This window comes from Chthonomonas calidirosea T49 (genome assembly GCF_000427095.1).
In the GTDB taxonomy this organism is placed as follows: Bacteria; Armatimonadota; Chthonomonadetes; order Chthonomonadales; family Chthonomonadaceae; genus Chthonomonas; species Chthonomonas calidirosea.
Genome location: NC_021487.1, coordinates 1583791 through 1596727, shown reverse-complemented (window position 1 = coordinate 1596727; position 12937 = coordinate 1583791). Strand labels below are relative to the sequence as shown.

The window sequence follows — 12937 nt, the reverse complement described above, 5'->3', positions numbered from 1 at the left end:
GCTCACTTCCTTTAGGAAGGCGCATCCGCTAAAGGTCACCGAGTTTATGGTAAACAAAAGCGATGCGCCGTATAGGGAAACCGAAGCTATTTGACGACGAAGGGCAACAGTGCCATATGGCGGGCGCGTTTAATGGCGCGCGCCACCATACGCTGATGTTTGGCGCAAAGGCCGCGTGTTCGTCGCGGTACGATACGGCCGCGCTCGGTAAGCAGAAGGCGCGCATATTTCGGCTGCCATATCTGCTTATAGTCTATGGTCTCGGCCTTTTCCACGCAAAACAGACACACCTTGCGCCGTGGGCGGCGGAATCGGTTGGTCGTCTTGGCTTTTGCCGCAGGTGCGGCGGCGACACCGTTTTCCGCCGCGGGCGCTCCTTCTTCGGTTTCTGCGGTCAATTCCGCATCCGCTTCAGGCTTGTCTATGATCTCGTCGGATATTTCAGTTATCTCCTCGTTGATCTCTGGATTGTCGTCGGACATATCACTCCTCTGCAAATGGGTCTTCCTCGTATGGGTCTACATCTTCATGGGTTGGAGGCAGATCGGCCATCGCCTCTGTGGAGACGACGGAGACGGGAACCTCTGCAGGCTCGGCTCCTTGAACGTCGGCCTCATCGGGGCGTCGATCGAGCAGCTGGACGTTCTCACCTACGATCTCTACCACCGAACGCTTCTGCCCGCTGGTCTGGTCTATCCAAGAGCGGGTCTGCAAACGCCCATCCACGGCAATGAGGCGTCCTTTCTTGGCATACTGCGACACAAACTCCGCTGTTTTCCGCCAGACCACAATGTTGAAGAAGTCAACATCGTAATCCCCTTGCTCGTTGCGCGTGAAACGATTGACGGCTAGCCCAAACTGCGTTACCGGCACACCGGAGGGAGTGTAACGCATCTCTGGATCGCGCGTTAAGCGCCCCACAAGCACCACACGATTAACGGACATGGTATCTTCTCCTTTAACTTCGCGAAAAGTCTTCTAAGAGGGAGTTGACTCCCTCCATTATAGAACTGCCGTTTTCCCCATTAAAAGCGGAAAAACTAGTAGAAAAAATTTTACCATATGGGGAAAGCGCTAGGCTATTCCTCGTGCGGGTCTTGGCGGAGCACAATATGCCGTAGCACCACATCGTCAATGCGCAAGAGACGGTCAAGCTCTTTGGGCGTTTCCGCCTCCGCTTCAAACTGCATCAGAAGGTAGATCCCCTCTGTTTTTTTGCGGATTGGGTAGGCAAGCGGGCGACGGCCTTTTTCCCACAAACCGGCTTCATGAACCGTGCCCCCTTGATCTTGTATCACTTTTTGATAGCGACTAAGCGTCGCTTCCACCTGCTCGTCGTTCAGCTCCGGCGTAAGCAGGATCATCGCTTCGTAATGACGCATTGTTTCTCCCTCGGTCTTTGGCGTCCTCCCTTAGGGGACGCGGGATAAGCAACGCTCGAATTCTACCAATGGTCGCTTTTTACAGAATACGAGCTTCTCCTATAATACCTCTACTCAGGGTCGAAAAGCAAGCATCAAAGAGGTCTTATTTTAAAACTTACCCTCTAAAGCGATGTAGACTGCGGTGCCGATAGGAGCGACTTGAGCAGGTAGACCGCTTGCAGGAGGAGGTGGCTGCTCAATATGGCGGTTCCCGAACAGATTATGCGCTATGAGCGCTAAGGTCAATGGCTCCTTGCCCCCTCGTAGTTGGTAGCCTAGTCGGAGATCCATGTTTGCGTAGGCCGGTGCGTTCGTAAACACGCCAAAGGTACTCAAACGGCTAGCACCAACCGCATGAAAACCCACGAAGGCATCCCATTTTCCACCTAGGCGCGCATCCACGGCTGCATTAAAGATATGCTTCTGGGTAAAAGTACCTTGAAAAGCGCCGTGAGAGTTGGTCTGCTGATCGAGGAAGGTATAGTTAAGGAGGCCTCTTAATCGCCTTGTGAGCTGCAGTTCGCTCTCAATCTCAACGCCGTAGAGGGTGGCGCCGCCCACGTTTTCATACATCAGTTTTGTCGGCGTGCCCGGCGGATAGGGAGGGGAAGGAGCAAAACTGATAGGCTGCAGCCCTATAAGGTTGTTGATGGAGTTATAGAAGCCGTTAACCTCTAAATAACCCTTTGACAGCTCCTTGCGCCAGTCAATCTCCAAGCCGTTTAGAGTCACGGTTTTGAGCTTGGCGTTCCCTAAACCCCAGCCAGTTAGCCCAGGAGCGAGCGGAACGGGCGTGTTAAGGTAGGTTTCAAGCAGAGTTGGCGCTTGAAAGGAAGCCCCATAGGCTACTCTCAACACTTGATCGCTTCCCAACCTCTTAAGGAGGCTGATGCGCGGCGAGAAGTTGGAGCCATAAACCGTGGCATTATCGAAGCGAACCCCCAGATAGGCCAGCCAATTTTGAGGCAGTTGCCATTCATCCTGGGCGTACACCCCGAAAAGGTCTTGAACATGTCGGCCTGGAAAGATATCGTCTCCATGAAACGTGGTATGGTTCCAAGTAAAACCATACACCAGAGTATGGTGTTTCGCGATCTGGTTTTGTTTTTGAACTTCACCTTCAAAGCTATGGGTCTGCTCGATCAGTATGCTCTGCGAAACGGCTTTGAAATTGTTGTAGCTCAATCGTAGCGAAAGCGGGTTCTTGGAGCTAGGCTCATCGTAGCGTAAAACCGTGTAGGTAGTATGTGTGTGCAGACCGATGAGATAGAGAATTTCGTAGAAATTCCCTGCATACTCCAGATCGCCCGCTTGAAGGCGCAACATGCCGGATGCCATTTTGTGCTGGGCATCGAGGCTAATGAAGGGAACGGCCTCATTATCGTGTACTCCTAAGGCTCCGCCGGCGCCGAATCCGCCGGTATGGGTGTAGCCGAAACCCAGTGTGAAAGCGTTGCCATAGCGATCGGCTGCGGAGGCCATAAGCTCATCATAGTCGCTTTTATAGCCTCCAAGCACGGTTCGAAACTGGAGGTTCGAACCAGCTTTGGCCAAGTCCTGAGGGGTTTTTGTAATAATGTTGATAACCCCATTGTAGGCGTTCGCCCCATAGAGCACCGAGCCAGGTCCGCGAACGACCTCAATGCGTTTGATCTGACTCACCAAAATAGGCACAAGTTGCCAAAACACTCCCCCAGTAAACTGCTCGTTGACCGGCCGGTTATCTATCATGACGAGTAGAGTGTTGGCGTACTGAGAATTTAGGCCACGGATAGTTACGTTGGCCACACCTGCGTTTGCCTCGGCCACATGGACTCCGGGCACATAGCGCAGCGCATCTAAAAGAGTTACAGCACCATAACTTTGCAACTGCTCTCCCGTGATAACGGTAACGACAGCAGGAGCCTGAACGAGTGGCTGTTTCGAGCGAGATGCGGTTACTACGGTTTGGTTTCCGGCAAAGAGCAGCTCGTTATTGAAGGCGTTTTGTGTGAGAGGACTAGAAGCAAAAACCTTAAATGCGGGAAGCAGTAAGATAACGCTGGTGAACGCGGGGAGTGCATGAAGCAAGCGAAGCATGGCTACTCCTCTCAGAAAAAAGAGAATATAAGGAATGCCCGTGCTGACGAGGGCACCGCCTTCCTTTCACATTATCGGTAGTTTTGCCAGTCCGTTATAGTTCGTTTTCCCTTTTATGGTTGGCTTCAGAACTTTCCTGATAGGGTGATATAGACAACGGTGCGAAGGGGAGTGACTTGCGCCGGCAAACCGTTAGTGGGAGGCGGTGGCAGCTCGATATGATGATCTGCGAAGAGATTGTGCACCACGAGAGCAAGCGTAAGGGGCTCTTTGCCCTCCCGCAGGCGGTAGCCGAGACGAATGTCCATGTTGATGTAGGCGGGGGCGGAAGTGATAACACCGTTGGAGTTCACTGAGGTTGTGCCCACCAGATGAGCTCCTAGAAACGCTTCCCAACGGCGCCCCAAGTCGGCGTCGAACGCCATGTTGAGCATATGGTTTGGGGCAAAAGCACCAGCAATGGCCACATTCTGAAGGTGCTCGTAGTTATAGGCATAGTTGAAGTGGGCATCTAGATTTCTGGCTAGTTTCAAAGCGCTATCTACCTCTAGGCCGTACGAGGTGGCATCGGAAAGGTTGACATACGAGAGCGTGGCCGGGGTTCCTGGTGGGTAGGGCGGAGATGGTTGAAAGGCAGTGGGGATAGGCCCAATGATATTAGATATGGAGTTGTAGTAGCTGTTGATCTGCACGTATCCTTTAGATAGCTCCTGGCGCCAATCTAATTCAAAACCATCTAACGTAATAGACTTTAGTTTCGGATTACCTAAAGCGCTAGCCGTCAGCCCTGGAGCGAGAGGAAAAACTGTATCTATATAGGAGTTCACGAACGGCGGCGATTGGTAGGAGGTTCCGTAAGCAAAACGCAGCGTTTGTCGGTTCCCTAAATTTTTGAGGATGCTAATGCGCGGCGAAAAACTTGTGCCCAGTAGGGTGGCATCATCTATACGGAAACCTAAATAGCCTATCCAACGCTGAGGTAACTTCCACTCATCTTGGAAATAAGCACCAAATACGTCTTGATAGTGTTCCCCAGGATAAGAGATATCGGAGTGAAGTACGGTATGGCTCCAGCTTAGCCCGTAAACAAGCGTATGCCGGTTGCCAAGATGATTTTGTTTTTGAACTTCGCCCTCAAAAGTATGCGTCTCGTCTGGAGTGGTACTCATAGAGGTAAGCTTAAAGTTGGTATAACTCATTCTCGCCATGAGAGGGTCTTGAACGTCTGGCTGCTCATAGCGTAAGGACACAGAGGAGGTAGTCACATGGCTGCCCATTAAATAGAGCACCTGAAAGAGGTTTTCCGCGCTTTGGGCGTAGTCGGCCTGGAGGCGTAGCCTGCCCTGAGCAAGTTTATGTTCGCCGTCGAAGGTAAGCAGTGTGACCGCATAGTTATCTAACATACCGGTAGCACCTGCTGTGCCAAAGCCACCCGTATGGTTGTAGCCAAATCCGAAAGCGAAGGCGTTTCCATGATCGTCCTTTCCGCTAGCGAGAAGCTCATCATAATCGCTTTTATAGCCGCCAAGCACCGTGCGAAAACTTAGATTCGATCGGGTTGTCGTGAGGGCATCCGGTGCTTTCGTAATGATATTGATCACGCCGTTATAGGCATCTGCGCCGTAGAGGGCGGAGCCGGGGCCGCGAACGATCTCAATGCGATCGATTTGAGTAAGAAGAACCGGCAGAGTTTCCCAAAAAAGCCCACCCGTAAACTGCTCGTTGATAGGGCGATTATCTATCATAATAAGTAGCGTGTTGGCGTATTGTGAGTTGAAGCCCGAAGCGTGACGTTGTAGATGTTGGCACCCGCTTCGGAAACGTTCATTCCTACCACATAGCGTAGGGCATCGGGCAGGGTCACGACTCCGTAGCGCTCCAGTTGATCGGCAGTAATGACGGTAACGGCCGCAGGGGCTTGATTGAGAGGTTGTTTTGAGCATGCAGCGGTGACGACGGTCTGAGTTCCAGCAAAAAGCAGCTCATTTCCTAGCGATGATTCGGTAAGTGATGCGGTAGGTGCTGCCCATGCACTTCCACAACAGAACCAAAAAACCATACAGAGTATACCGAATTTCATTTTAGGCACTTTTCCTCCTTGGGGTAGGCGCCCTAGGACGAGCGGCGATGAAGTGGTAAACGTTTCAGCAGGGAAACGTAACGTTTTCTCGTAGAAACATAAAGAAGTATCGGTATTTTTACCAGGTTCTGTAGATCACGTTGTAAGTGGCAAGGTATCTGTCAGGAGCGTGTTCGCTTTTTTAAAAGGAGGAGGTGTATAGGGGCGATACTAAAGGCAGCGGGAAAGCACTTAAGCTTTGTGGAAACGTGTTGCCCTCAGTCTGGAATAGCAAAAGCCCCCCTACGAAGTGGAGGGGGGCTTGCACTGTGGTGGTCAAGCAACTCTGGGAAGGGTTCTGCTTTTCGATAGGCTTCTATCGAAGCGAGCTTGACTCATTGCGGTGTTCTGCTTATGGCGCTCGTTTCTAACCTTCGCCGGCCGTCTGTTCTTTTAGCTGGCGAATGGCTTCAGCAACCACAAGCTCTTCAGCCTTTTCTAGGGGGGGCGAAAGCGAGCAACCGGCTGCAAGGCGATGCCCGCCACCGCCGAACACCTGTGCAATGCGATGGACGTCGGCGCCTTCTCGCGCACGAAGGCTTACCCGCACCTTTTTCCCGGGTATCTCGCGGAAGAGAATGCCAATGAGAACCCCTCGGATCGAACGCACATGGTTGACGATTCCTTCGGTGTCGGCATCTACGGCATGCAGCTCCTCATAGTCTTTCGCCGTTACGTGAACCCAAGCCACTTTTCCATCCGGTGAAATCTGCAAGGTGCTTAGGGCTCGGCCCAACAATTCAACGCTTTCGCGCGAGCGATTTTCAAATACAAGCTCGTTGATACGGGAAGGAGCGGCGCCGAGGCGCTGCAGCTTGGCGGCAATAAGGAACGTGCGCGGTGTTACGCTAGGAAACTGAAAAGAGCCGGTATCGGTGATAATGCCGGTAAGCAGACATTCCGCGATCGCACGGTTTGCCAAACGCTTGCCACTCACCTTCTCCAAGGCTAACACAAGTTCCCACCCAAGCTCGCAAGCCGCCGCGGCGTCGGCATCTACCAACAATAGATTTCCAAACACCCCGTCGGCAAGGTGGTGATCTACATCTACCAAGAGCGGAGCCGACAGAACGGCTTCTTGAGCCGAGCCTATTCTATCAATCCGCCCAGCATCACAGACCACCGCGACATCGAAGTCTCGACGTTCGGTGCTTATCTGGACAGCGTCGGCGCCGGGCATCCAGGTGTAAATGCAGGGCACGCCATCGGACGAGAGAACAACTACCTCTTTACCCAAGGCTTTCAGCGCGTGCATCAAGGCCAGCGTGCAGCCAAGGGTATCTCCATCAGGGTTAACGTGGGCAGCAAGGACCACGCGTTCTGTGCTACAGAGCGCTCTTGCCACAGCCAGAGCCGCTTTTCTCATGAATCGGTACTGCTATCTCCTTTCACTTCTTTAGGCCCATCACTGGTTTCAAGCTCGTGTGGTTTCAGGTCGTTTTCTACGGAACGGAGCAACTCCGCGATCTGCAGCCCGCGTTCAATGCCGTGATCAAGGCGGAATTCGAGCTCTGGGGCTACCCGCAGATGGGCTCGACGAGCAAACTCTCCGCGGAGAAGCCCGGCGGCTCCGTTAAGGGCTTTGAGACACTGCCGCTGTGCCTCCTCGTCTCCTAGAACGCTTACATAGACTTTGGCATGGCGCAGGTCTCGTGAGATTTCGGCGGCGGTGAGCGTTACAAAACCAAGACGCGGATCACGCAGCTCTTTATGGAGGATATCACTTATCTCATGCAACAGTTGCTCTTGCACTCTTTGCTGACGTACGCTCATGGTTTTTTCTCTCTTTCTATGTAGACGCGCTACGATCTAAAAAATATTCGGAAACTTTTGCTAAATCCTTATCATTTCTACTTGGCATGATATAAAACACGAACAGTTTGTACGACCACTTACCATATCTCGCGCTCGATCGGGCCTACATCAATGTTGGGGTTGGCCTCCAACGCGTTCAGAAGGCTATCGAGGACACGTTGGAGGTGCCGGTTATCGTTAGAGACGCAGGCCACTCCTAGAACCGCCTCTTGCCAGACATCAAGTCCATCAACCTCTGCAATAGATACGTTATATTTGCGTCGCATCGTGTCTATAAGGCTCTGTACGATCTGACGTTTCTCTTTTAGCGAGCGCACCTCATGAAGGTAGATGGTGAGCGTTAAAGTGGCGACATGCATGGCGCGATCTCCTCTAAGTTAGCTGCGGGCGACCTCCTGCATCTCATAGCACTCGATGATATCGTCTGGCTGAACATCGGTCCAGTTCTCGATAACCATTCCGCACTCATAGCCTTGCAACACTTCACGCACATCGTCTTTAAGGCGGCGTAGGCTTTCGATGCGGCTTGTAAAAATCTTCTCCTTGTTGCGAATGATTCGCACTTCGGCACCACGTACCACTTTACCTTCAATAACCGAACAGCCAGCGATCACCAAGCCTTTCGGAGTTTGGAAGCGTTGAAGCACACGTGCCCGACCCAGTACAACCTCTTCGTAGACTGGGGTCAACAGGCCCTTTACAGCCTTTTGCAGGTCTTCCGTAAGGTCGTAGATGATGTTGTAGAGACGGATATCCACGCCATCGCGCTCGGCGGCTTTTTGGGCGGCAGCGTCCGCACGCACGTTAAAGCCGATAATAACCGATTCGGTGGCCACTGCAAGGCTAACATCGCTTTCGGTAACGGCGCCGATGCCGCTGTGTTTCACCGACACATGAATGCCATTGCTTTGAGCCTCCTGAGCGATCTTGTTGATCTGTCCGAGCACCGCTTCGAGGCTACCCTGTACATCGGCTTTAACAATGAGGTTGAAGTCTTTCGTAGCCTCTTCAGCCACCTGGCGAGAAAGGTCTGCAAGAGAGATGCGGCGTGTGGCGCTGGTGAGGCGCTCGGCACGAACCTTCTCTTGGCGTTTTTCAGCGATCTGGCGTGCCTCTTTTTCGTTTTTCACCACTTCTACCACATCGCCGGCCATGGGGACGCTGTTCAATCCCAGTACTTCGACAGGGGTAGAAGGCGACGCTTTTTGTAGGCGCTCGCCGCGTTCGTTGGTCATCGCGCGAACTTTTCCGTAGGTTAGCCCAGCCACGATGCTATCGCCAACCCGCAGGGTTCCAGATTGAACCAGCACGGTAGTCACCGGCCCACGCCCCGGTTCAATTTTTGCCTCGATGATGGTGCCACGAACAGGGCCGTTTGGGTCGGCTTTGAGGTCATGTAGTTCGGCCAGTAACAAGATGTATTCGAGGAGGTCTTGAATGCCCTGCCCTGTTTTCGCGGAGACCTCCACCACCGGCACGTCGCCACCATACTCTTCTACCAAGAGATTATGTTCAGCAAGCTGCTGCTTCACACGGTCGGGGCGGGCATCGGGTTTGTCTATTTTATTAATAGCCACGATCAGAGGTACCTCAGCAGCTTGGGCATGGTGGATGGCCTCCACCGTTTGAGGCATCACGCCGTCGTCTGCCGCTACCACAAGAACCACAATGTCGGTGACGCTGGCCCCACGCGCGCGCATTTGGGTGAAGGCCTCATGCCCCGGGGTATCTAGAAAGGTGATGCGCGCTGGCTGCCCATTATGTTGTATCTCAACCTGATACGCGCCGATATGCTGGGTAATGCCGCCAAACTCCCCTTCGGCCACGTGGGTTTTGCGAATGGCATCTAAGAGAGAGGTCTTGCCATGGTCTACATGCCCCATAACGGTGACTACGGGCGGGCGAGGTTGTAGGGTGCCTGTACCGGGCTTATATCGTGCATTTTTCGGTGCGGAGGTCGCTGGGGCGGATGGCGGCGATTTCACGCGCAATTTAAACCCGTAGGCTGCTGCAAGTCTCTCGGCTAATGCGTTGCTAAGCCGTTGATGAGGGCCTATCAGCTCGCCAAGCTCCATCATTTTCTTCGTTGCTTCGGTGGGACTTATGCCGATGGCCTCAGCCACCTCCTTCAAGGTGGCATTGGCCGGCACCTCAATCTCACGGGCGCTGGTGACTGTTTGCCCTAGCATCTCCTGCACGGCCGTTGCGGTTTCATGATCAAGCACCGTGCTGTTGGGGTCGGAAACGGCAATACCTAAGTCCTGCAGAGCGGACGTTAGCTCCGCTACCGTAATATTTAGCGTTTTGGCAAGCTCTGTTACGCGAATTCCTCTAGCCTCTATCATTCTGTTCTCCTATTCTCCATTTACTGTGCCGGTGGTGGTTCTGCAGGCGCGTTTGCATTGTTTTGCGAAACCATTTGAAGCAGCTCTTGAAATAGTTCAGGCGCGATCCTTTCTACCTTAAGAGAGCGCTCAAGCTTTTTGTGCTTTCGTGCCTGCTCTATGCATTCTACGCGTGCGCACACATAAGCACCTCGCCCCGACATTTTGCCTTTGGCATCGTAACAGACGGTGCCGTCAGGCTGACGCACCACGCGCAAAAGAGCGCGCTTGGCGTCCGTTGTTCTGCAGGCAACACAGGTACGTATGGGCACACGGCGCGGTCTCATACCGGCTTTAAATCCTTCTTTTGCTAAGATTTGAAGGCTCTTGAGGGAACAGGAGGTTAGGAGGAGCACGCAACCGAGGAAAACACGTTGCGTTTTGGGGACGGATGAACGCACACCTATGCTCTCTTCATCGCGTCTCCTCCGTTGACAGGCTTATCGAAGCCACGTCCTGTTTTTCCTCACAGGCCTTGCGGGCATAGAATCGAGAAAACAGCCCGCTCATTTGGTAAATTTCCCGATCGTTTTCACGAGCATGCCCTCAAGATACAGGCTTTGGCGCGGCGATCGAAGCCGTGCCGGTGTTGTCTGGTTCCAGGTTATCCAAAGCGTTATGTTCCCCTAATGGAGGGCTCTGTGTAGGCTCGCTATCGCCCTCTCTCTGCTGGGCAGCTTTGGCAAGCTGCGACTCACTGCGAATGTCAATGCGCCACCCAGTAAGGCGGGCGGCCAACCGAACATTTTGGCCGGACTTGCCGATAGCTAAGGAGAGCTGGTTATCGGGCACCACCACCAGCGCGCTCTTTTTTTCGGGATCAAGTTCTACCTTTGTAACTTTAGCAGGAGAGAGCGACTCGGCGATATAGGCCGTATCGTCTGCACTCCATCGCACGATATCAATTTTCTCATTGTAAAGCTCGTTTACAATGTTCTGAACGCGAATACCCCGTGGACCAATGCAAGCCCCTTGCGCATCCACCTTCTCATCGCGGCTCATCACGGCCACTTTGGAGCGCGCGCCTGGCTCTCGCACCACGCTTTTAATGATCACCGTGCCGTCCTCAATTTCAGGAACTTCGAGCTCAAAGAGCCGACGAATAAGCCCCGGATGCGTTCGGGAAACAATGACCTGAGGGCCTCGTGGCGTCTCTCTTACTTCTAATACGTAGACCTTGATGCGATCGTTGAGATCGTAAGGCTCGGTCTCTACCTGCTCTTGAGGCGGCAAAATGGCATCTACTTTGCCTAGATGAACGATCACGTTGCGCCCTTCACGGCGCTGTACCGTGCCGGTGACTACCGTGTCTACCTTCTCTGCGAACTCCTCATAGGTCTTATGCCGTTCGGCCTCACGAATACGCTGGAGCACAACGTTTCGAGCCGTTTGAGCCGCAATGCGCCCCATCTCCTCCATAGAGCTGGGCAGATCGATCTCAATCTGGTCTCCAACGTTGACCCCTGGACGGATCTTACGGGCCTCCTGTAAAGAGATCTCGTTGGGGGAGGTCGTTGGGTGGTCTACCACCGTTTTCTCCATGTAGACCCGATAGCTCACACGATTGCCTTTTTCCTGAAGAATTTTCACCTTCACCTCGCCGCTCAAGAAATGGCTGCGACGGTAAGCTGTAGCCAAAGCAACCTCTACCATCTCAATAAGTTCTTGTAGCGGTATCTCTTTATCACGAGCTATCTGTTGTAAAACGTCTAAAAACTCCCCATTCATCACTCAATCTCCCGAAGCCACTTGGGCTTACCTCAAAGAAGTACCAACCTTTTTGAAACAAAAGAGTGGGCCTCAGCCCACTCTTTATGAGCGCCGTCTGCCTTCTTGTTTTCAAATTATACCACACCGTGCCGCAGAAGGCAAGAGAGATAAGCAAAGTTGCTATTTCTCCCCTGTTTTTTACCACCGTTGCCTAAAGAGGAAATACGTTGGTTCTCCTCAACTGATGGACGACACTCTGCGGCTCCTACACTGCCTGGAGGGCAAAGGCTGCTAATCGAAAAGCGAAGTGATCGATTCGTTGCTATTGGCTCTTCTTATCGCCTCCGCAAAGAGATTTGCTACGGAAAGCACTTTGAGTTTTGGATGGTGCTTTTCTGCGGGCAAAGCCACCGAATCGGTCACGATAAGCGCGGCGATTTCAGGACGATCGCAGATACGCGCTACCGCTGAGCCTACCAACACTCCGTGGGTGGCCGCCACATAGATTTGACGGCGACATCCATGACTTAAGAGGGCCTCCACGGCCTGTAAGATGCTGCTTCCGGTGGTTATCATATCCTCTACAATGATGGGTATTTTGTTGTTTACGTTTCCGGCAAGGTGGGTGACCTCTGGCGAGAGCGTATCGGGCCGATGTTTGTAGCCGACGGCAAGCTCTACTTGAAGCGCCTGAGCCACTTGCCGCACTTTTTTTACACGCCCCTCATCTGGTGATACAACGACAACTTCCGGTAGAAGGGGTTGTAGTTCTGAGGCGAAGTAGTCAATAAAAAGGTTTACCGCGGTAAGGTGGTCTAACGGTATGTTGAAAAACCCTTGAATGGCGTCGGCATGGAGGTCGAGGCACATAATGCGGTGGGCGCCTGCCGCGACCAACATATCCGCGACGAGTTTCGCCATGATCGGCTCTCGAGGCAAAGCTCTTTTTTCTTGGCGGGCATACCCATAGTAGGGAATAACAGGGGTAATACGTCGGGCGGAAGCGCGGCGTAGAGCATCTATGGCGGCAAGCAGCGCCATGAGATTGGTATCTACCGGCGGGCTGGTAGGTTGAATGATGTAGGCATCGGTTCCTCGCACGCTCTCTTCAAAGCGTACATAGCTCTCTCCATCGGGGAACTGCCGATAGATCATTTTCCCGGCGGGCACGCCTAACTGCTCTATCACGGCGTAGGCAAGCTCTGGGTTTCCTGGCCCAGCGAATACTTTTAACTCAAACTCGGATAGCAAAGGGTTTTGCAACGCTCTGGTCTCTCCTGGCATAAGAAGTGCGAATCGTTATACCGCTATTGGGCGCCTTATCGTCAAGAAAAAAGCAAACATACTAAAATGGAGAAGGTGCTTTTCCTAGTTGTGTTGAATAGTACATAATAAAATTCATATGA

The 12937-nt window shown here is 52.8% G+C and carries 12 protein-coding genes and 1 pseudogene; all 13 read right to left on the bottom strand.

Going from position 1 to position 12937, the window contains the following annotated elements:
- Window positions 1-86 precede the first annotated feature (86 nt).
- Window positions 87-290 (bottom strand): 30S ribosomal protein S18, encoded by a 204-nt coding sequence (rpsR, locus tag CCALI_RS16615; protein ID WP_044949990.1) that lies wholly within the window; start codon window positions 288-290, stop codon window positions 87-89.
- 193 nt (window positions 291-483) lie between these two features.
- On the bottom strand, window positions 484-945 hold the full coding sequence (locus CCALI_RS06660; RefSeq protein ID WP_016482708.1) for a single-stranded DNA-binding protein: 462 nt from the start codon (window positions 943-945) through the stop codon (window positions 484-486).
- 134 nt (window positions 946-1079) lie between these two features.
- A complete protein-coding gene (rpsF, locus tag CCALI_RS06655) occupies window positions 1080-1382 on the bottom strand; it encodes a 30S ribosomal protein S6 (protein ID WP_016482707.1) in 303 nt (100 codons plus the stop codon).
- Between the two features lie 150 nt (window positions 1383-1532).
- A complete protein-coding gene (locus CCALI_RS06650; protein ID WP_016482706.1) occupies window positions 1533-3503 on the bottom strand; it encodes a TonB-dependent receptor plug domain-containing protein in 1971 nt (656 codons plus the stop codon).
- A gap of 125 nt (window positions 3504-3628) precedes the next feature.
- Window positions 3629-5035 (bottom strand): TonB-dependent receptor plug domain-containing protein, encoded by a 1407-nt coding sequence (locus CCALI_RS16320; RefSeq protein ID WP_242396611.1) that lies wholly within the window; start codon window positions 5033-5035, stop codon window positions 3629-3631.
- A gap of 126 nt (window positions 5036-5161) precedes the next feature.
- Window positions 5162-5562: pseudogene (locus CCALI_RS06640) on the bottom strand (TonB-dependent receptor); the annotation flags it as partial.
- Between the two features lie 427 nt (window positions 5563-5989).
- Window positions 5990-6988, bottom strand: a complete 999-nt coding sequence (locus CCALI_RS06635; RefSeq protein ID WP_016482703.1) for a DHH family phosphoesterase — start codon at window positions 6986-6988, stop codon at window positions 5990-5992.
- Window positions 6985-7395: a 30S ribosome-binding factor RbfA gene (gene rbfA / locus CCALI_RS06630; RefSeq protein WP_016482702.1), complete on the bottom strand. Its 411-nt coding sequence runs from the start codon at window positions 7393-7395 to the stop codon at window positions 6985-6987. Before rbfA ends, CCALI_RS06635 begins: the two co-directional genes overlap by 4 nt.
- Window positions 7396-7514: 119 nt before the next feature.
- Complete coding sequence (locus CCALI_RS06625) at window positions 7515-7796, bottom strand: DUF503 domain-containing protein (protein WP_016482701.1); 282 nt, start codon at window positions 7794-7796, stop codon at window positions 7515-7517.
- A gap of 18 nt (window positions 7797-7814) precedes the next feature.
- A complete protein-coding gene (gene infB / locus CCALI_RS06620; protein ID WP_016482700.1) occupies window positions 7815-9782 on the bottom strand; it encodes a translation initiation factor IF-2 in 1968 nt (655 codons plus the stop codon).
- A gap of 20 nt (window positions 9783-9802) precedes the next feature.
- Window positions 9803-10108: an RNase P modulator RnpM gene (gene rnpM / locus CCALI_RS06615; protein ID WP_016482699.1), complete on the bottom strand. Its 306-nt coding sequence runs from the start codon at window positions 10106-10108 to the stop codon at window positions 9803-9805.
- Between the two features lie 259 nt (window positions 10109-10367).
- Entirely contained in the window at window positions 10368-11549 is a 1182-nt protein-coding gene (gene nusA / locus CCALI_RS06610) for a transcription termination factor NusA (protein ID WP_016482698.1), read from the bottom strand.
- Window positions 11550-11822: 273 nt separating this feature from the next.
- Window positions 11823-12794, bottom strand: a complete 972-nt coding sequence (locus CCALI_RS06605) for a ribose-phosphate diphosphokinase (RefSeq protein ID WP_016482697.1) — start codon at window positions 12792-12794, stop codon at window positions 11823-11825.
- Between the last annotated feature and the right edge of the window lie 143 nt (window positions 12795-12937).

Bases quoted from the DNA above. Each gene is read 5' to 3' on its own strand.
- CCALI_RS06660 (WP_016482708.1), bottom strand. From the start codon at position 945: ATGTCCGTTAATCGTGTGGTGCTTGTGGGGCGCTTAACGCGCGATCCA.
- rpsF (WP_016482707.1), bottom strand. From the start codon at position 1,382: ATGCGTCATTACGAAGCGATGATCCTGCTTACGCCGGAGCTGAACGAC.
- CCALI_RS06650 (WP_016482706.1), bottom strand. From the start codon at position 3,503: ATGCTTCGCTTGCTTCATGCACTCCCCGCGTTCACCAGCGTTATCTTA.
- CCALI_RS06635 (WP_016482703.1), bottom strand. From the start codon at position 6,988: ATGAGAAAAGCGGCTCTGGCTGTGGCAAGAGCGCTCTGTAGCACAGAA.
- rbfA (WP_016482702.1), bottom strand. From the start codon at position 7,395: ATGAGCGTACGTCAGCAAAGAGTGCAAGAGCAACTGTTGCATGAGATA.
- CCALI_RS06625 (WP_016482701.1), bottom strand. From the start codon at position 7,796: ATGCATGTCGCCACTTTAACGCTCACCATCTACCTTCATGAGGTGCGC.
- infB (WP_016482700.1), bottom strand. From the start codon at position 9,782: ATGATAGAGGCTAGAGGAATTCGCGTAACAGAGCTTGCCAAAACGCTA.
- rnpM (WP_016482699.1), bottom strand. From the start codon at position 10,108: ATGAGACCGCGCCGTGTGCCCATACGTACCTGTGTTGCCTGCAGAACA.
- nusA (WP_016482698.1), bottom strand. From the start codon at position 11,549: ATGAATGGGGAGTTTTTAGACGTTTTACAACAGATAGCTCGTGATAAA.